This window comes from Diaphorobacter aerolatus, from assembly GCF_014489535.1.
GTDB lineage: Bacteria > Pseudomonadota > Gammaproteobacteria > Burkholderiales > Burkholderiaceae_C > Diaphorobacter_A > Diaphorobacter_A aerolatus.
Map to the genome: position 1 here is coordinate 2,527,824 of NZ_CP060783.1, position 19,733 is coordinate 2,547,556.

The 19,733-nt window shown below is 62.8% G+C and carries 13 protein-coding genes and 4 pseudogenes; 12 read left to right on the forward strand and 5 right to left on the reverse strand.

Annotation, left to right across the window (positions count from 1 at the left end):
- The first annotated feature begins 62 nt into the window (after positions 1 to 62).
- The 5 genes from rocF (at position 63) to H9K75_RS11890 (ending at position 4,608) form a co-directional block, all read left to right on the forward strand.
- The gene (gene rocF, locus H9K75_RS11870; RefSeq protein WP_187722835.1) at positions 63 to 980 is read left to right on the forward strand and encodes an arginase; all 918 of its coding nucleotides are present in this window, start codon (positions 63 to 65) and stop codon (positions 978 to 980) included.
- 214 nt (positions 981 to 1,194) lie between these two features.
- Positions 1,195 to 1,962 (forward strand): ABC transporter substrate-binding protein, encoded by a 768-nt coding sequence (locus H9K75_RS11875; protein ID WP_187722836.1) that lies wholly within the window; start codon positions 1,195 to 1,197, stop codon positions 1,960 to 1,962.
- A gap of 78 nt (positions 1,963 to 2,040) precedes the next feature.
- Entirely contained in the window at positions 2,041 to 2,823 is a 783-nt protein-coding gene (locus tag H9K75_RS11880) for an amino acid ABC transporter permease (protein ID WP_187722837.1), read from the forward strand.
- Positions 2,820 to 3,581: an amino acid ABC transporter ATP-binding protein gene (locus H9K75_RS11885; RefSeq protein ID WP_187722838.1), complete on the forward strand. Its 762-nt coding sequence runs from the start codon at positions 2,820 to 2,822 to the stop codon at positions 3,579 to 3,581. Before H9K75_RS11880 ends, H9K75_RS11885 begins: the two co-directional genes overlap by 4 nt.
- 127 nt (positions 3,582 to 3,708) lie before the next feature.
- The gene (locus H9K75_RS11890) at positions 3,709 to 4,608 is read left to right on the forward strand and encodes a DMT family transporter (protein WP_187722839.1); all 900 of its coding nucleotides are present in this window, start codon (positions 3,709 to 3,711) and stop codon (positions 4,606 to 4,608) included.
- Positions 4,609 to 4,614: 6 nt separating this feature from the next.
- Here H9K75_RS11890 and H9K75_RS11895 read toward each other — a convergent pair whose 3' ends face one another.
- The 5 genes and pseudogenes from H9K75_RS11895 to H9K75_RS11915 form a co-directional block, all read right to left on the reverse strand.
- Positions 4,615 to 5,376, reverse strand: coding sequence for a hypothetical protein (locus H9K75_RS11895; RefSeq protein ID WP_187722840.1), 762 nt, complete (start codon positions 5,374 to 5,376; stop codon positions 4,615 to 4,617).
- Between the two features lie 153 nt (positions 5,377 to 5,529).
- A complete protein-coding gene (mrdA, locus tag H9K75_RS11900) occupies positions 5,530 to 7,485 on the reverse strand; it encodes a penicillin-binding protein 2 (RefSeq protein ID WP_187722841.1) in 1,956 nt (651 codons plus the stop codon).
- 46 nt (positions 7,486 to 7,531) lie between these two features.
- Positions 7,532 to 8,046: pseudogene (gene mreD / locus H9K75_RS11905) on the reverse strand (rod shape-determining protein MreD).
- Positions 8,043 to 9,013: pseudogene (gene mreC / locus H9K75_RS11910) on the reverse strand (rod shape-determining protein MreC). Before mreC ends, mreD begins: the two co-directional pseudogenes overlap by 4 nt.
- 56 nt (positions 9,014 to 9,069) lie before the next feature.
- Positions 9,070 to 10,113, reverse strand: coding sequence for a rod shape-determining protein (locus H9K75_RS11915; protein WP_187722842.1), 1,044 nt, complete (start codon positions 10,111 to 10,113; stop codon positions 9,070 to 9,072).
- 473 nt (positions 10,114 to 10,586) lie between these two features.
- On the opposite strand from H9K75_RS11915, the gene gatC reads away from it, so the two are divergent.
- From gatC to H9K75_RS11950, 7 genes and pseudogenes are all read left to right on the forward strand, one after another.
- Positions 10,587 to 10,886, forward strand: a complete 300-nt coding sequence (gene gatC, locus H9K75_RS11920) for an Asp-tRNA(Asn)/Glu-tRNA(Gln) amidotransferase subunit GatC (protein WP_187722843.1) — start codon at positions 10,587 to 10,589, stop codon at positions 10,884 to 10,886.
- Between the two features lie 86 nt (positions 10,887 to 10,972).
- Positions 10,973 to 12,457 carry an Asp-tRNA(Asn)/Glu-tRNA(Gln) amidotransferase subunit GatA gene (gene gatA, locus H9K75_RS11925; protein ID WP_187722844.1) on the forward strand — a complete coding sequence of 495 codons (1,485 nt, stop codon included), beginning with the start codon at positions 10,973 to 10,975 and terminating at the stop codon, positions 12,455 to 12,457.
- Positions 12,458 to 12,480: 23 nt separating this feature from the next.
- Positions 12,481 to 13,934 (forward strand): annotated as a pseudogene (gene gatB / locus H9K75_RS11930) (Asp-tRNA(Asn)/Glu-tRNA(Gln) amidotransferase subunit GatB).
- A gap of 475 nt (positions 13,935 to 14,409) precedes the next feature.
- Complete coding sequence (locus H9K75_RS11935; RefSeq protein WP_187722845.1) at positions 14,410 to 15,222, forward strand: YcxB family protein; 813 nt, start codon at positions 14,410 to 14,412, stop codon at positions 15,220 to 15,222.
- Between the two features lie 201 nt (positions 15,223 to 15,423).
- Positions 15,424 to 16,685, forward strand: a pseudogene (gene sorA, locus H9K75_RS11940) (SorA family sulfite dehydrogenase catalytic subunit).
- Positions 16,686 to 16,712: 27 nt separating this feature from the next.
- Positions 16,713 to 17,111: a SorB family sulfite dehydrogenase c-type cytochrome subunit gene (gene sorB, locus H9K75_RS11945; RefSeq protein WP_226858111.1), complete on the forward strand. Its 399-nt coding sequence runs from the start codon at positions 16,713 to 16,715 to the stop codon at positions 17,109 to 17,111.
- A 428-nt stretch (positions 17,112 to 17,539) separates the two neighbouring features.
- A complete protein-coding gene (locus tag H9K75_RS11950) occupies positions 17,540 to 19,729 on the forward strand; it encodes a putative bifunctional diguanylate cyclase/phosphodiesterase (protein ID WP_187722846.1) in 2,190 nt (729 codons plus the stop codon).
- Positions 19,730 to 19,733 lie beyond the last annotated feature (4 nt).

Consider the following 19,733-nt stretch of genomic DNA (forward strand, 5'->3'; position numbering starts at 1 on the left):
CCGCAATGCCACACACATGGCTTACAGTCAGCGGACTCGACGATTCACAACGGAGTCAGCAGATGCGAGCCATCACATTGATCGGCGCGCCCACCGATGTGGGTGCCAGCGTTCTGGGTGCCAGCATGGGACCCGAGGCCATGCGGATTGCGGGCATTGCGCAGGCTTTGCGCGCGCGCGATCTCAAGGTGCTTGATATTGGCAATCTGGTCGGCCCGGGCAACCCGCAGTCGCCCGCCCATGGCGGTTTTCGCCACCTCGACGAGGTGGTTGCCTGGAACCGGACGCTGTATGCCGCCACGCTCGACACGCTTGCCGCGGGCCGCCTGCCGCTGATGATGGGCGGCGACCATTGCCTTGCCATCGGTTCGATCAGCGCCGTCGCCCAGCATTGCCGCTCACGCCAAAAGCGCCTCAAGGTGCTTTGGTTCGATGCGCACGCCGATTCGAATACGCCCCAGACCAGCCCCAGCGGCAATCTGCATGGCATGCCGGTGGCGTGCCTGCTCGGCCACGGGCCGTCCGCGCTGACGCAACTGACGGACACTTTTCCCGTCCTGCGCGCCGCTCAGATCGCCATGATCGGCATCCGCAGCGTGGACGCGAGCGAAAAACACTTTGTGAACGAGCACCACATCGACGTCTACGACATGCGCACCATCGACGAGATGGGCATGCGCGCCGTCATGCAATCGGTGCTCTCGGACGTGGACGAGAACACCCACCTGCACCTGAGCTTCGACATGGATTTTCTCGATCCCGGCGTTGCGCCCGGCGTGGGCACGCCCGTGCGCGGCGGTCCGACCTACCGCGAAACACAGCTGTGCATGGAGATGCTGGCGGACTCGGGCGCGCTCGCGTCGGTCGATCTGGTGGAGCTCAACCCGGCGCTGGACATCCGCAATCAGACGGCTGAACTCGCCGTGGAGTTGCTCGAAAGCCTGTTCGGGAAGTCAACGCTGATGCGCGAGCCGCGTTAATTAGGGCCAGGCCCTAGGACGCCTCGCGCGCCGTGGAGCCCTTGGGGTTAATCCCCTCAGAATCGGGCAACCATCGGCAACCCCGTTTTTTTATAATGTGGCTGCTCCATGACACCACCCGCTACGAGCGGGGGTTCAGACCGGTTCCGGCTTGTGATCTGCAATGCCGGATTTTTTGTACCTGATGCGATGATCCGCAGGAACGAGAACACACATGAAAAAGAAGTTTTTTGCAACCGTCGCCGCTGCCGTGGCACTGTGCGCTGCCGTTTCGGTGCAGGCCCGTCCGCTGGATGCAATCCAGAAGGCCGGCAGCATCAACATGGCCTCGGAAGGCCAGTACGCGCCGTTCAACTTCTTCAAGGGCAAGCAGCTCACGGGCTATGAAATCGACGTGGCCGAGGCCGTCGCCAAGAAGATGGGCCTCAAGCACGAGTGGAAGACCGTGGGCTTCGACGCACTGCTCACCGGCCTCGCGCAGGATCGCTGGGATCTGGTCATCGCCTCGCACGGCATCACCGAAGAGCGCGCCAAGGCCGTGACCTTCACCCTGCCCCATTACTGCTCGGGCGGCATCATCGTGTCGCTGAATCCCGCGATCAAGTCCGCTGGCGATCTGGCGGGCAAGGTGGTGGCGGTGCAGACCGGCACGAGCTACCTCGAACACGTCAAGCACGTGCCGGGCGTGAAGGAAGTGAAGAACTTCCCGACCGACGAGGCCGCACGCAGCGCCCTGGCTTCCAAGCGCGTGGACGCCTGGGTGACCGACCGCTTCGTCGCCAAGGAAATGCTGGCCAAGGCACCCAAGGCCGGTTTCAAGACGGGCGACATGCTGTTCATCGAGCAGATCGCCGCCGCCGTCTCCAAGGGCAACACGCCGCTGGCCGACGCCTACAACACGGCGCTGAAGGCACTGATTGCAGACGGCACCATCAAGGCCATCTCGCAGAAGTACTTTCAGGAAGACGTGACCTGCAAGTAAGAAGCAAGCGCGCACGCTTTCATCGCTTTCTCTCCAATGAATGACGCCGGGCCCTGATGCCCGGCGAAGTACCTCCTCATGCTTTTAGCCCTCTGGCCCGCACACTGGAGCCGCAACCAACGCAGCAATGCGACACTGGTTGCGGCTTTGCTGTTGATGGTGCTGGTCCTTGCACTGCTGGGCCAGCTTCTTTCGTTCTTTCCCGAACCCATCGGCTCCAACGCCGATCTGTTCAAGGAGGGCGCGCTCACCACCCTGTACCTGACGCTCGTGAGCGGCGTCGTCGGCCTGATTCTGGGCACCAGCGCGGCGCTCGCGCGCACCTCGCGCCATGTCTGGCTGCGCTGGATTGCGGGCATCTACATCTGGGCGATTCGCGGCACGCCGCTGCTCGTGCAGATCCTGTTCGTCTACTTCGCCCTGCCGGTTCTGGTGCCGGGCCTGAATCTGCCGGACTTTGCCGCCGCCGTGGTCGCGCTGGGGCTGAACGTCGGCGCCTACAACTCCGAGGCGATTCGCGCGGGGCTGCTCGCCGTGCCGCGTGGCCAGACCGAAGCCGCGCGCGCACTCGGCCTTCCCAAGAGCCGGGTGTTTTTCGACGTGGTGTTTCCGCAGGCCTTCAAGATTTCGCTGCCGCCTCTGGTGAGCAACTTCGTCGCCTTGCTCAAGGACTCGTCGCTCGCCTACGCCATCGGTGTGGTCGAACTCACCAACGTCGGCAACCGCATTCAGTCCGCCACGTTTCAGCCGGTGGAAACGCTGGTGACCGTGGCCATCACCTACCTGATTCTCACGACACTGGTGACCCAGGTGGCCGCCGCCATCGAGTACCGTTTCGATGTGGAGGGCCGCGTCAAATGAGCGAGCTGAACAAAACTCCGGAGCAGTGCTACATCGTTGCCGACAGGGTCTGCAAATCGTTCGGCACGCATCAGGTGCTCAAGGAGGTCTCGACCTCGTTCAACACCGGCGAAGTCACCGTGATCATCGGCGCTTCGGGCTCGGGCAAGAGCACGCTGCTGCGCGCCATCAATCGGCTGGAACCGCATGACAGCGGCACCATCACCATCGGCGGCGTGCCGGTGACCGACAACGAGGCCACGCTGCAAAAGCAGCGCTGCGAGGTCGGCATGGTGTTCCAGCAGTTCAACCTGTTCGGCAACATGACGGTGTTGGACAACGTCAGCCTCGCGCCGCGCCGCATTCGCGGTCTCTCGCGCGAGCAGGCCAACGCCAGGGCGATGCTGCTGCTCACGCGCGTGGGGCTGCAGGACCATGCGCACAAGTACCCGTGGCAGCTTTCGGGCGGGCAGCAGCAACGTGTGGCGATTGCGCGCGCGCTCGCGATGGAGCCCAAGGTGATGCTGTTCGACGAACCCACGTCGGCGCTCGATCCCGAAATGGTTCAGGAAGTGCTCGACGTGATGCGCGAACTGGCCAACGGCGGCATGACGATGATCATCGTGACCCACGAAATGGGCTTCGCGCGCGAGGTCGCGGATCGCGTGATGTTCTTCGACCAGGGACGCATCGCTGCCGAAGCGCCACCGGCTGAATTTTTTGGCAATCCCGCCAATGAACGCATTCGCGCCTTCATCGGGCGCATGTCGAGCCACTGACGGCCCCGAGGTGGCAGCGCAGCGGGGCTGGCGACGATGATTGCTGGCGGCGGCCGTGGCGATTTTGAACGCTGCGGCAGCCTGCCACACCTACGTGTTTCTTCGAGATTTCCGATTTCCTGTCGATATGCGCTCCGAACGCCGTGGCCTTGTGGCCCTCTTGATCGTCACCATCGTCTGGGGAACCACCTTTCCCGCGATGAAACTCCTGTCCCAGCATCTCGACGCCTTACAGATCATCTGGGCGCGTTTTGCCATCGCGCTGCTGGTGCTGCTGCCCCTGTGGCGCGGCATGCGTGGCAGCGAATGCCGCTGGGGGCTGGCGCTCGGCATGCTGCTGTTCATCGCGTTCTGGCTGCAGATTGAGGGGCTGGCGCGCACCACGAGCAATCGCAACGCGTTCGTCACGGGGCTCAACGTGCTGGTCGTGCCGATACTCGCGATGCTGGTGCTGGGCAGGCGCTACGGGCTCGCGCTCTGGGCCGCCTGCGGCATGGCGCTGCTCGGAATGACGCTGATGTTCCACGAGAACGAGCCGTGGAATCTGGGCGACACGCTCACCCTCGCCAGCACCTTTTTCTATGCGGTCTACATCCTCGCGCTAGAGGAATGCGCGCGTCGCACCGCTGGGCAACCACTGCGCGCCACCCGCATGGCCGCCGCGCAGGCCACGGTGATGTTCGTTGCGGCTAGCGTGCTCGTGGTGATTCGCCATGGCGATATGCAAGGTGCGCTGGGGCCGCTGCTGGACATTCCACCCGCCTCCTGGATCGCGCTGGTCTACCTCGGCGTCTTTGCCAGCGTCCTGGTCGTGACCTTGCAGGCCTGGGGCCAGCAGCGCGTCGATGCCATGCGAAGCGCGATCATCTATGGCCTCGAACCGGTGTTTGCGGCGACGATGGGCTGGTTCCTGATCGGTGAAAGCCTGGGAATCACCGGACTGTTCGGAGCCGCGCTGATCGTCGGTGCGTTGATCGTGAGTCAGTTGCAGCCGCCGAAGGCCGTGCCGCAATGCGGGCAGTCGTAGCGCATCTCAATTCGCCGGAGCGCTGCTCAGGCCCAGATCTTCCGCCGTGCAGCGGTTGGTCTGATCCCACGAAGGCGTGGCCACGAGGTCCTTGGTGCGGCGCACGCAGACGCCAGACAGCACGTCTCCGTAGCTGCCACGCGCCGACAGCACCCCGGCCTCGTTCACACTGAGGTCCGTGAAGCTGTACGGAGTGGGCGTGGACCCGCCGTCGCCGGTGCAGACGCGGTTGCCCTTGGTGACCTGGAAGGTGTTGCCGGTCGCGACGAGCTTGCCCGAGAAGACGCAGTATTCCTTGGATCCGTCGTACTGGAAAACGGCCGAAAAATCATCGTCGATGACCTTTACGTTCATCAGTCCCTTGAGCGTATCGGTGATGCCGTAGCTGCTCTCGAACATCACCGCCTGAAAGCGGTTCCTCAGGCGCGCCCGGGTGTCGTCGAACACGTAACGGGACACGTTCTGCTGCTTCTCGCCGGGCAGGGTGATCGTGCCGCTCGACTCGGTGTTGAAGGTCAGTCGCACCTTGCCGACGTTGCGCGCCAGCTCGCCGTCGCGGCTGCGGCCGCCAATCGCCCGGCCATTCTGGTATTCGAGCAGATCGGCCACGAAGTTCTTGCCGTCGGTGACCTTGCCGGAGGCCTGGTAGAACGTCGCCGTGCCATCTTCACGGTAGCCGAAATAGGACACGACAACCGTCTCGCCGCTCTGGCGATCGATCTGCAGGCCGCGCCCGGTTTGCCGTTTTGCTCGGCGGCGAACGACCACAGGCCCGGCTGGGGCAGGGCCGCCCAAGCCGCTAACGAAAAACTGGCGATGGCTGCAGCCACCAGACTGCGAAAAATCCTGCTCATTGCGTCTCCGTGGGGTGGCAGATTGCTCATAGGTGCAACACCCAGTATATGAAATTGCGCCTGCCGCTCAAGGCGCGGGTGGCTCTTCGGTCGTGATCGAGATGTCTTCGGCCTTGCGCGGCGTGCCCATGGGCGCGGTCGCCTGACCCTTGGAAACGGCCGCGAGATCGGCCTCATTGGGGTACAGGCCCAGAAGCCAGTAGTCGAATACGCGCCGCACGATCGGTCCCGCCGCCGCCGCGCCGAAACCTGCATTTTCCACGATGATGGCCACGGCGATGCGCGGCTCCTCCAAAGGCGCAAAAGCCGAGAACAGCGAATGGTCCCGCTTGTGCTCATCCATCAGGCGGGCGTTGTAGCGCACGTTCTGCCCCAGGCTCACGGCCTGCGCCGTGCCGGTCTTGCCGCCCGAGGTGTACTGCGCGCCCGCAAACAGCCGCGCGCCGGTGCCGCCCTTGTTCACCAGTCCGAGCGATTTGTGGATCACCTCGACGTTCTTGGGCGAGTAGCCGAGCGAGACGCCCGGTGGCTGCTCGATTTCGGTGACCTTGCCTGTCACCGCGTCCTTGGTGGCCTTGGCGATGTGCGGCGTGTAGCGCGTTCCGCCATTGGCCAGCGTGGCCTCGGCGGCGGCGAGCTGCAGCATGGTGAAATTGTTGTAGCCCTGCCCGATGCCCAGCGACACGGTCTCGCCAGAGTACCAGCGCTTCATCTCCGGGCGCTTGTAGGTATTGCGCTTCCATTCGGTGCTGGGCAGCGTGCCGCGCACCTCGCCGTTCAGATCGACGCCGGTGATCTGGCCGAAACCGAGCGGCTTCATGAAGTCGTGGATCATGTCCACGCCCATGTCCACGGCCAGCGAATAGAAGTAGGTATTGCTCGAATGCTGGATGGCGCGGTACATGTCCACGCCGCCGAGGCCGCCCTCGTGGCTGCGGAAGGTGCGGCCACCGTAGTTGAAGAATCCAGGATCGTTGTAGACCTGCGTGGCCGAACGCTTGTTCATTTGCAACGCCGCCAGACCCATGAACGGCTTGTAGGTCGAGCCCGGCGGATACAGGCCGCGCAGCGCGCGGTTGAGCAGTGGCTTGTTGATGGATTCGTTGAGCGCCTGCCAGTTTTCCTGATCGATGCCTTCGACGAAGAGGTTGGGGTCGAACGTGGGCTTGCTCACGAGCGCAAGAATCTCGCCGTTGCGCGGGTCCATCGCAACCAGCGCGCCACGGCGGTCGCCGAACATTTCCTCGACGAGCTTTTGCAGCTTGATGTCCACGGACAGCATCACCGTGTCGCCGGGCGTGGCGGCATAGCTTGCGAGGCGGCGAATGGCATGCCCGCCCGCCGAGGTTTCCAGCCGCTCCACGCCGGTGGTGCCGTGCAGCGTCTTTTCGTAGGACGCCTCGACGCCGAGCTTGCCGATGTAGTCGGTGCCGCGGTAATTGGCCGCGTCGTCCGAATCCTCGATGCGTTCCTTTTCGCGCTGGTTGATGCGGCCGATGTAGCCGATCAGGTGCGCACCGGTTTCACCGAGCGGGTAGCTGCGGAACAGGCGCGCCTTGATGTCCACGCCGGGAAAACGAAAGCGCTGTGCCGCAAAGCGTGCCACCTCTTCATCGGTCAGACGCGTGCGGATCGGTATCGACTCGAAGCTCTTGGAGTCTTCCATCAGCCGCTTGAATTTGCGGCGGTCGCGCGGGCCGATTTCGACGATCTTGCCCAGCTCGTCAATCGTGTCTTCGAGGCTGGCGACCTTGGCGCGCGTGATCTCGAGCGTATAGGCCGAATAGTTCGACGCCAGCAGCACGCCGTTGCGATCCAGAATCAGGCCGCGGTTGGGGACGATGGGAACTACCGCCGTGCGATTGCTCTCGGCCTGCTCGGCCAGATCGTCGTGACGCCCGACCTGCAGCACCACCAGCCGCCAGGCGATGAGCATGAAGGCCAGCAGCACCAGCAGGCCGACGACCAGCACCCGCAACTTGAAGCGGGAGAAGTCTGCCTCCACATTCCGTAGTTCAGTCATGAGCGAGCGAAGTCCATCGAAGCCAGTCCGTTGTGCAGCGCGTGCGTCACAGCGGACGGTTCTCGTCCGGGTCGGGCGGACGCCGCTGCGGCGCGAGCAATATCCAGGAAGCGAGCGGCCACAAAACCGCTTCCAGAGCCGGTGCAATCAGACCTTCGAGGCCGGGCAAAGTTCCCCCGGAAATCAGGCGCAGCGCCAGCTCGATCGCATGCGCCCCGACGAACAGCGGCACCATCTGCAATGCCTGCAGCCACACATTGAACCACAGCATGCGGCGACTCGACATCTGCGCCGCAAACATCAGCAGGCAGTAGACCAGCGCGTGCTGGCCCATGAGCGCCGACTGGCTCACGTCCATGCAGAGGCCCAGCGCGAACGCCACGCTCATGCCGACGCGCTGCGGCTGGTGAATCCCCAGAAGGCGAGCAGCACCATGAGCCAGTCGGGCGTCCACACCACGCGGCCGAGCGGCAGGATGTTCATCGCCAGGCCGACGAGAATGCTGGCCGCGATGAACAGCGGGCTCACCGGAAGCAGCAGTTGCTGGCCCTTGGGCATCATGGCCGTGCTCCTTCGGAACGCCTGCCGGGCAGGTCCCTGGTCTTGGCAGGCTTGTCGGCCTTGCCGGACTTGGGTGCGGGCACTTCGGCCTCGACCTCGGCACGCACGCCGTCGGTGAGGGGCTGCAGCACCGTCACGTATTGCGCACCCGACATCATCGCGAGCGGTTCGCAATAGATGCGCGAAAACGAGGAATCGGCGCGCTTCTCGACCTTGACCACCTTGGCCACCGGCAGCCCCGGCTGGTAGACGCCGTCCATGCCGCTGGTGCTGAGCATGTCGCCCTCCTGCACGTCGGCATTGCTGGGCATGAAGCGCAGTTCCATGCCGCCGCCGTGGATCATCACCGGATCACCATAGGCCACGCCGCGCGCGCCGGTGCGCATGTTGCGAACCGGGATCGCCTGATCGCGGTCGATCAGCAGCGTGACTTCGGAAGACAGCGGGAACACGCGCGTGACCTGCCCGAGCACGCCCGAAGCATCGATCACCGGCGAGCCCGGCAGCACGCCCGCCATCTGGCCCCGGTCGATCACCACGCGGCGGGTATAGGGGTCGGCCGCGTCGTACACCACCTGCGCGGCCATGCCGGGCGCCTTGACGCGGTCGCGCAGTTCCAGTTGCTGGCGCAGTTGGGAGTTCTCCTGGAGCAGCAATTCGACCTGATGGGCCTGCTGCGACATCGCCGCCATGCGCGATTGCGCCACGTCACGGCCCTTTTGCGCCTCTTCCAGCGACTGGAAATAGCCCGCGCCGCCGCGTGCGAACTCCACCGGTTTGAGCATCAGCCACTGGATCGGCATGAGCACCGTTCCAATCGCCTTGCGCACCGGCTCGGTGACATGAAAACGCGCGTCCGCCACCATCAAAAACAGCGCCAAGGCGCTGTAGAGAGTCAGGCGAGCGAGGGCGAGGGGCCATGCTTGAAAAGCGACGGGGCCTTTCGGTCGAGCGTGCCTAGTGGCATGACCTACTCCGTCCGGCGTTCATCCCCCATGCCACGCTTGCCGCTCTTTCTTTCCGTCACTCGTTGGTGAAGATGCCGCCGTGCCGGTCCATGCGCTCGAGCGCAATGCCGCAGCCACGCACCACACAGGTCAACGGCTCCTCGGCGACCAGCACCGGCAGGCCGGTCTCTTCGGCCAGCAGGCGATCCAGGTCGCGCAGCAGCGCGCCGCCGCCGGTCAGCATCATGCCGCGCTCGGCGATGTCGGCACCCAGCTCGGGGGGCGTCTGCTCGAGCGCGTTCTTCACGGCCGAGACGATCTGGTTGAGCGGCTCGGTCAGCGCTTCCAGCACTTCGTTGCTGGAGATCGTGAAGCTGCGCGGCACGCCCTCGGAGAGGTTGCGGCCCTTGACTTCCATTTCCTTGACTTCGGAGCCCGGAAAGGCCGAGCCAATCTGCTTCTTGATCGATTCCGCCGTAGGCTCGCCGATCAGCATGCCGTAGTTGCGGCGGATGTAGTTGATGATGGCTTCGTCGAACTTGTCGCCACCCACGCGCACGGAGCCCTTGTAGACCATGCCGCCGAGCGAGATCACGCCCACTTCGGTCGTGCCGCCGCCGATGTCGACGACCATCGAGCCCGAAGCCTCCGAGACCGGAAGGCCGGCGCCGATGCCGGCCGCCATGGGCTCCTCGATCAGGTCGACGCTGGTGGCACCCGCCGCCTCGGCCGCGTCGCGAATCGCGCGGCGCTCGACCTGGGTCGAGCCGCAAGGCACGCAGATGATGATGCGCGGGCTCGGAGTCAGTACCGAGCGCGGATGCACCATCTTGATGAACTGCTTGATCATGTTCTCGGTGATCACGAAATCCGCAATCACGCCATCCTTCATCGGACGGATGGCCTCGATATTGCCAGGCACCTTGCCGAGCATGGCCTTGGCCTCATGGCCCACGGCCTGGATCACCTTCTTGCCGTGCGGTCCGCCTTCATGGCGGATGGCGACGACGGAGGGTTCGTCGAGCACAATGCCCTTGTCACGGGCGAAGATCAGGGTGTTGGCAGTGCCCAGATCGATGGCGAGGTCGGTGGAGAAGTACCGACGAAAAGCTCCGAACATTCAAGAATCCTCTCAGGCACGGCAGGCACATCGGCATGCCGTCGCCAGGAAATACGGTGTAGATATTGGCCGATTTCGCACAATCACCAACAGTGCGGACGATATAACGGCAAAGATGGAATAATACCGCAACACCTGTGAATAGCCTCTGTCAAAACCGCCCCAAACCGGGCTTTACACACAGTTTCTATGCGCAATTGACGCTCGATGGCCGTCATCAATTGTGTCGCATATAGCCACAGACTATCGCCTCGGAATGCCAATCCCAAAACAGGGAGGCGGCGATCCCTGGAAACGATGGCCAGACTCCCGGTTTCCGTGCGCGCGAAGCGGCCTTGGCAGGGTGGCAGGCGGGTATTCCATGCAAAGGCGGGATAATAGACAGCTTCGCCCAAACACATTCCCGGTCCGACAAATGCCCCTTGGCACTGGATTGCCGGATACCGGGTTGACGACTTCCCTCACGGATTTCTATGGCACTGACACAAGACGACATTGCCCGCATTGCCAATCTGGCGCGGCTGGAACTTAACACAAACGAGAGTGAGCGCATGCTCACAGGCCTGAATCAGTTCTTTGAAGTGGTCGAGCAGATGCGCGCCGTGGACACCACGGGCGTGACACCGCTTTCCCACCCGGTGGCCGCCATCAAGGACATCGAGCTGCGCCTTCGCGAGGACGTCGTGAGCGAGCCCGACAACCGCGAGGCCAACCAGAGGAGCGCCCCGGCAGTGGAAAACGGTATGTTCCTCGTGCCCAGGGTGATCGAGTAAGTTTCGACCATTTTTCCTCGCGGTGGGCAGCGCCTGCCCACCCGCCCGTCATTCAAACGATCGATCGATCGAACGAAGAAATTCGCATGAGCAGTACATCCCATTCCGATCTGCATGATCTGAGCCTCGCGCAACTGGCCGCCAAGCTCAAGGCGCGCGAGGTTTCCTCCGTCGAGGCCGCGCAGCATTTTCTCGCCCGGGCCAAGGCACATGACGATCTGGGCGCGTTCGTTGACATCAACGAGGATGTGACGCTCGCTCAGGCCCGGGCCGCCGACGCCGCACTCGCCGCTGGCAACAGCAACGCGCCGCTGGCAGGCGTACCGATTGCGCACAAGGATTTGTTCGTCACCAAGGACTTCCCGACCACGGCGGCGTCAAAGATGCTCACCGGCTACCAGTCGCCGTTCGACGCGACCATGGTGACCCGGCTCGCCGACGCGGGCTGCGTCACGCTCGGCAAGCTCAACATGGACGAATTCGCGATGGGCTCGGCCAACGAGAACTCGGCCATCGGCAAGGTGCTGAACCCGTGGGACCGGACACGCGTGCCCGGCGGCTCCTCGGGCGGCTCGGCCGCGGCCATCGCGGCGCGCCTGGTACCCGGCGCGACCGGCACCGACACCGGCGGCTCGATTCGCCAGCCCGCATCGTTTTGCGGCATCACCGGCATCAAGCCAACCTATGGCCGCGCCAGCCGCTACGGCATGATCGCGTTCGCTTCGAGCCTCGACCAGGCCGGCCCCATGGCCCGCACCGCCGAAGACTGTGCGCTGATGCTCTCCGCGATGTGCGGCCCCGATCCGGATCGCGACTCCACGAGCCTTGACACGCCCGCCGAGGATTTCACGCTCAGGCTCCATGATTCGCTTGCGGGCCTGCGCATCGGCATTCCCGAGGAATTCTTTGGCGACGGCCTCGCCACCGACGTCCGCGCCGCCATCGACGGCGCGCTGAAGGAGTACGAAAAGCTCGGCGCAAAGCTGGTTCCGATCAGCCTGCCACGCACCGAACTGTCGATCCCGGTGTACTACATCATCGCACCCGCCGAAGCGTCGTCCAACCTCTCGCGCTTTGACGGCGTGAAGTTCGGCCACCGCGCCAAGGAATACACCGACCTGCTCGACATGTACAAGAAGACCCGCGCCGAAGGCTTCGGCGACGAGGTCAAGCGCCGCATCATCATTGGCACCTACGTGCTGAGCCATGGGTACTACGACGCCTACTACCTGCAGGCGCAGAAGATCCGCCGCATGATCGCCGACGATTTTCAGTCCGCGTTCAAGGAATGCGACGTCATCGCCGGCCCCGCAGCGCCCACGGTGGCCTGGGCACTCGGCGGCAAGAGCGACCCGCTCGCCAACTACCTGGCCGACATCTACACACTGCCCGCCTCCCTCGCCGGCTTGCCCGGCATGAGCGTGCCCGCTGGTTTCGGCGAAGGCGGCATGCCGGTCGGCCTGCAACTCATCGGCAACTACTTCGACGAGGCGCGCCTGCTCAATGCGGCGCACCAGTTGCAGAAGGCGACGGATTTTCATCTGCGCCAACCTGCCACGTCGGCCAAGTAATTCAGCGCGAAGGAACACAGGACATGACCGAAAAAACCGTCAAGCTGATCAACGGCTACGAAGTGGTGATTGGCTTTGAAACCCACACCCAGCTCGCCACCCAGAGCAAGATCTTCAGCCGCGCCAGCACCGCGTTCGGCGCACAACCCAATACGCAGGCCTGCGCCGTTGATCTGGCGCTGCCCGGCACGCTGCCGGTGATGAACCAAAAGGCCGTGGAATGCGCGATCAGGCTGGGCCTGGCGCTCGGCTCGCACATCGCGCCCGTGAGCATTTTTGCGCGCAAGAATTATTTCTACCCCGATCTGCCCAAGGGCTACCAGATCAGCCAGTTCGAGATTCCCGTGGTGCAGGGCGGCACGGTGAGCTTCTTCGTCGGCGACGAAAAGAGGACCGTGCGCCTCGTGCGCGCCCACCTCGAAGAGGACGCCGGCAAATCGGTGCACGATGAATTCATCGGCCAATCCGGCATCGACCTGAATCGCGCCGGCACGCCGCTGCTCGAGATCGTGACCGAGCCCGACATGAGCAGCACCGAGGAAGCCGTGGCCTACGCCAAGGAGCTGCACAAGATCGTCACCTGGATCGGCATCTGCGACGGCAACATGCAGGAAGGCTCGTTCCGCTGCGACGCCAACGTGTCCGTGCGCAAGCCGGGCGGGCCACTCGGAACGCGACGCGAGATCAAGAATCTGAACTCGTTCAAGAACATGCAGATCGCCATCGACTACGAGATCCGCTGGCAGATCGAGGAAATCGAAGACGGCCGCAAGATCCAGCAGGCCACCGTGCTGTTCAACCCGGACACCGGCGAAACCCGCGCGATGCGCACCAAGGAAGACTCCGCCGACTACCGCTATTTCCCGACCCCGACCTGCCGCCGCTGCACGTAGCCGCCGAGTGGGTGGAAAAGGTGAAGGGCGAAATGCCCGAGTTGCCCCGCCAGCGCGCGGATCGCTTTGTCGAGCAATACGGCTTGCCCGAATACGACGCCACCACGCTCACGCAAAGCCAGGGCATGGCCGACTATTTCGAGATCGCCGCCAGGACCTGCGAGCAGCCCAAGCTCGCCTCCAACTGGGTGATGGGCGAAATCTCTCGCCGCCTCAATCTCGAAGAAATCGACATTGCACAGGTCAGGGTGCCGGCCGCCCAACTGGGCGCGCTGATCAAACGCATCCAGGACGGCACCATCAGCAACAACGCCGCCAAGCAGGTGTTCGAGGTTCTGTGGACCGGCGAAGGCTCGGACGTCGACGCGGTGATCGAGGCCAAGGGCCTCAAGCAGATGAACGATACCGGCGCACTCGAAACCATCATCGATGAGGTGATTGCGGCAAATCCTGCGAATGTGGAGCAATACAAGGCGGGGAAGGACAAGGCGTTCAACGCGCTTGTGGGGCAGGTGATGAAGGCCTCTCAGGGGAAGGCCAACCCTGGGCAGGTGAATGAGTTGTTGAAGGCCAGGTTGGCCTGATTACCTCTCTTTATTCTTTTATCTTTTATTCTCTCTTCTCTTTTCTTAGCGCTGCTGGCCGGGACTCGCCCGGCGGGCGAATTACTTTCTTTTGTCAAAAAAGAAAGTAATCAAAGAAAGTTGAGCCGCTGTCCACGACCCTCGCGTTGCGAGGGGCGACCTGGGGCGAGACGGTCGTACGGTGCACGGCAAAACTCGCTGCGAGCCTGCGGCTCTCCGCTCAAACAATTACCGTGAGCTAGACATTGAAGCTGTTGCGTCACTTGACGCAACAGCCACCGCACAACCGCCTCGCCCAGGCGTGGTCAGAGGCGGGGGATCGGGAGCCGGCACGTCGCTGCGCTCGTGCAGTAGCGGGCACCAACGCCCAACGCAACTCAACCCAGGCACGAGCGCAGCGACGTGCCGAACGCACCTCTTTCCAGCTGACTTGCGGCGGTTGTTCGAGCGAAGTGACGAAGGAACGAAGCGAGTTTTGCCGCAGGTATTCAAAGCGTTTTTTGGTGCCTTTTTGGCAAGACAAAAAGGTACTGCGCCGCCGGGCGCAATCCCGGCCAGCAGCCTCACCAAACAGTCACCAGAAAATGATACGAGCAAGGGAAAGTGCCGGGCTCATCTCTTCCCAACTGGCTTGCGGCAGTTGTACGAGCGAAGGAACGCAGCAAGTCCTACCGCAGGTATTCAAAACGCTTTTTTTGTGCCTTTTTGGCAAGACAAAAAAGGCAAGAACGCCACCCTGCATAATCAAAAAATGCCCGCCTCAATCCAATACAAAATCTCTGAATCCGACTATCTGGCAGCCGCTCGCCTCTACCGCAAACGCGCCAGCGGATGGGCCCGTGCATTAAAGGGGTTCCTGATCCTCGCTGGCGTTGCAATCACAGCATTCGGCGTCTACAGGCATTTGACGGGAGTGATGGTCGCGGGCCTTGTCTACGCCGCGATGCCCTGGTGGCTTCAGAAACTGATCAACGAGCCGCTGACTCGCCGTCAATATCGCCGGTACCCCGCGATGCAGGAGCAGCAAACGCTCTCGCTCGATGAGGCGGAAACGGGAGTGACCATGCAATCTATGATCGGCGAAACACGTTTGACATGGGAACACCTCATTCGCTGGGCGGAGGATGACGATTTCATTTTGCTCTATGTGCAGCCAAGCATGTACTTCATCGTGCCCAAGCGCGCCGACCCGGGCAATGCGGTGATCGGCCCGCTTCGCGAAGCGTTGCAGCGCCATTTCGGGGATCAAGGAAACAAGGCGCGCACCACCACCATCCATAAAAAATAAACTGATCCACGCCGCTGTTTCGGAACACGCCCTACCACTTCAATCGATTCAATGAATCCAATCAACCCATAGATTGACTGACACAGACCGACTGAACTCAAGATACTGGTGATCTCCGGATTCACCGACCGCCTACACGAAGAATCCTCCGAAGCAAGAATTGATACACAACAACAACGGAGATGAGCGATGAAGCTTCACATGAGTACGTCGTCCCCCACCGGCACCGAAGCCCAGACGCGCAATCGCCGCGCGCTGCTCAAAACCCTGGGCACTGCCGTCGGCTTGACGAGCCCGGCGCTGCGCGCATTCGCCGCCACCCCGCCTGCGCCCAACGAGAAAAAAATCACGCTGCCATTCGCCAATGGCGAGCGCGAACTGTTGGCTTTTCCCGAAAAGCGCCCGCTGATCGTGCTGACCAGCCGTCCGCCGCAGCTCGAAACGCCGTTCGACATATTCAACGCCGGACTGCTCACGCCCAATGATGCGTTCTTCGTGCGCTACCACTGGAGCGGCATTCCCACCGACATCAAGGCGGCGGATTTCCGCGTAAAGATCTCCGGTCTGGTCGATGCGGCGCTCGATCTTTCGCTGGATGATCTGAAAAAGCTCGGCGCGCCGATAAGCCTGGTGGCGGCCCACCAGTGTTCGGGCAACAGCCGGGGCTTCTTCGAGCCACGCGCCAACGGCGGGCAGCTCGGACATGGTGCGATGGGCAACGCCAAATGGACGGGCGTGTCGCTCAAGCGCGTGCTGGAAAAAGCGGGCGTCAAAAAAGGGGCCGTCCAGGTCAGCTTCAACGGCATGGACAAACCGCCAATCGAGGGCGGCCCGGATTTCGTGAAGGCGCTCGACATCGATCACGCGATGGATGGCGAGGTCATGCTCGCGTGGGCGATGAACGACAAGGATTTGCCCATGCTCAATGGCTATCCGCTGCGCCTGATCGTGCCGGGTTACTACGGCACCTACTGGATCAAGCATGTGAACGACATCCAGGTGCTCGACAAGGTATTCGATGGCTTCTGGATGGCGTCGGCCTACCGCATTCCCGCCAACGACTGCGCATGCACGCCCCGGGCAAGGCGCCGACCGAGACGGTGCCGATCAACCGGTTCAACACACGTTCGTTCATCACCAGTCTGCAGGACGGCGCGAAGATCAGGGCGGGCAAGGAAATCGTCTTGCGCGGCATTGCGTTCGACGGGGGTGCGGGCATCGCCGAGGTGTCGGTTTCCAGCGACGGCGGCAAGACCTGGACAAAGGCCAAGCTGGGCAAGGAACTGAGCAAGTATTCGTTCCGCGAATGGAAGGCCGCGTTCAAGCCGGCGAAAAAGGGGGCGTACGAACTCAAGGTGCGTGCCGTGAACCGCGCGGGCCAGGGTCAGCCGATGGAGGCGCTCTGGAATCCGGCTGGCTATATGCGCAACGTGATTGAAACCGTCCGCGTGACCGCGGCCTAGAAAGAAAGAGGGAGGCAAGGCAATACCATGAAAAAGACACACTCGACACGCGTTCGCTCGCTCGCATCGACGGCCCGCACCTGCACCGCGTTGGCGGCGCTGATCTGCGGCGCAGCGCTGCAACAACAGGCGCAGGCTCTCGAAATCGATCTGCCCGGCGAAACGGCCATCTACCGCGAAAGTGACCTGCCGGGCTACAAGCTCACATTGCAAAACTGCCTGATGTGCCATTCGGCCCAGTACGCGCAGTATCAGCCGACCACCTCGCCGCGCAGCTACTGGGAGGCCACGGTAAAAAAGATGAAGAAGCCTTTTGGGGCGACCTTCCCCGACGACGACATTCCTGCCATCGTGGACTACCTGAGCAAAACCTATGGGGCCGAAAGCACCGCGGGTGCAAATGCCGCCGAAGCCGCCAAAAAATAAATTGATCCACCACGCGGCGGCCATACCCTTGTCTTCGGACAACACTATCGATAACCGCAACGGCCACGCTCTGGGCGGTTCCCCTCTGAAAAACAGGTTGCCCGAACACAAAAGCGGGAGGCGCATTTTTCGGGCCGAAAAATGCAGGCTATGGGGCTGCATCAACCGGATGTATCCATAAACCCCTCAGCCTTGCGGGCGTCCGCATCGGACGGGTGTAACCTCGCCTACATTTCGCTTTCAGCCAACATTTGTGCGGAATTTTGAGTGTTCGCATGGCAAAGAGCGCCCGATTTACGTAACAAATTTCACAATCAATTGATTTACGCTATTCAATAGTAGAATTCAAATTACATTCCGCCGCTCTGACACTGCCGCGTCACTTTCTCGTCCGCAGTCTGATATTCGCCCGGCAACAGAAAGTCATCATGGGTCTGCAGCCTAGTCATCTCAAGCAAGTCTCCGGTCTGTCCAAAACCTCCCGAGTGGTGTCACCGTCCACCGCCACCGTGCCTTCTGACGAGGCCGCGACGCACTTGCAACAGGTGATGGATTCCCTGCCCCATCTGGTCTGGATCCGGACCGCCGATGATGGGGACCCGGGTTGGGGCAATGCGGCCTGGCGCGAATTCACCGGCAGGCACTCACATGACTGGCTGGAAGCCTTGCATCCCGACAGCGTCGAGTACATGACTCGGCAGTGGAACGAAACCCTCGAACATCGCACCGGATTTCAGGAAGAGCTGCGCCTTCGGGCGCGCGATGGCTCGTTCCGCTGGTTTCTCGTGGCGGCCATCTTTCATCAAGGCAAGAAGGATGGTCGCGGCGAGTCGGGCACGGGCCGGGGTCACTGGTATCTCGGCGCGATCGACATCCATGAGCGAGTGCTGGCGCGTCAATCGCTGATGCGTAATCTGGGCATGCAGGAAAAGATGCTGGATGCCAGTGTGGACTGCATCAAGATCGTCAACACCGACGGTACGCTGGCCCATATGAATCTCTCGGGCTGCCGGGCGCTCGGCGTGTCGCCCGATTCCGGTTTCGGCATGAAGTGGCTGGAGCTGCTGCCGCCCGAGATCCAGGCTCCCGGCCTGCGCGCTTTCCGCCAGGCGCTGCGCGGCAGCAACGCGCGCTTCGCGGGAAAGAGCATCGCGCCGGGAAAACCGGCGCAGTACTGGGACAACATTCTCACGCCGGTGTTCGATGACAACGGCAAGACCATGAGCATTCTGTGCGTCTCGCGCGACGTGACGCAGCAGCAGCTTACCGAGGAGCGGCTGCGCAAGGCCAACGAGGTCGACGAACTGACCGACCTGCCCAATCGCCGCGCGTTCAACGACGCGCTGCGACCGGCACTGCAGCGGGCGCGCGAGCAGGGCACGGGCGCGCTACTGATGCTGATCGATCTCGATCACTTCCAGCACCTCAACGACACCCTGGGGCACGCTGCGGGCGACCATTTGTTGCAAGTACTGGCGCGGCGCATCCAGGGCTGCCTGCCCGAGGATGCCCTCGTCGCGCGCATTGGCGGCGACGAGTTCGCCATCATCGCGCACGACGTCGGTGACGAAGACGCCCTGCAACGCATTGCCCATCGCGTGATGCTGCAGCTCGATCCGCCGATCAGCTACGCCGGCAAACGCATCAACGGCAGCATGAGCATCGGCTGCGCGCTCTATCCGCGCGACGCGCGCGAGGCGGTGGAGCTGATGAGCAATGCCGACGCGGCGCTCAACGAGATGAAGGTCAATGGCCGGGGTGGCGTGGGCGTGTTCTCGAGGGAAATCATGCGCCCGCTCGAAGACGAGGCCGGCCAGATGGACCAAGCGCGCCGCATCCTGCGCGACGGCACGGTGCGCGCCCATTACCAGCCCAAGGTGCGGCTGATCGACCGCAAGGTCGTGGGCATGGAGGCGCTGCTGCGCTCGCAGGACGCGGAGCACGGCAGTCTGCAGATGCCCGGCAAGGTGCAGGCGGCGTTTCTCAACTATGAACTGGCCACGCGCATCGCCGATGCCCTGCGCGCCAAGGTATTTGCCGACATCGTGACCTGGCAGCGCGCGGGGTTGCAGATCGTGCCGGTGTCCCTGAACGCCGCGCCGGTGGAGTTCATGCGCGACAACTACGCCGAGCGGCTGCTCAAGCATCTGGAGAAGGCTGGCGTGGATCCATCGCTGATCGAACTCGAAGTGACGGAACAGACCTTGCACGAGCGTGGCTCGAAGTACGTCACGCGCGCCCTCGCGCAACTGCGCGCGGCTGGCATCCGCGTGGCGCTCGACGATTTCGGCACGGGCCATTCGTCGCTCACGCGGCTGCGCGACTTTCCGGTGGACTGCCTGAAGATCGACTCCAATCTGGTCGGCAACTTCGGCAGCGACCCGGCCATCACCGCCGTGGTCAACGCCATCGGGCGGATCGGTTCGGATCTTTCGATGGAGCTCGTGGCCGAGGGGATAGAGACGGAAACACAGTGCCAGGCGCTGCTGGCAGCGGGTTTCGGGATCGGGCAGGGCCATCTGTTCAGCAGGGCCGTCCACGCCGAGGCCATCGCCGCGCTGCTTGCATCGGAGCAATCGGCATGGGGACGCGCAGAGCGCGCATCGGCCACCGCCTGATCCA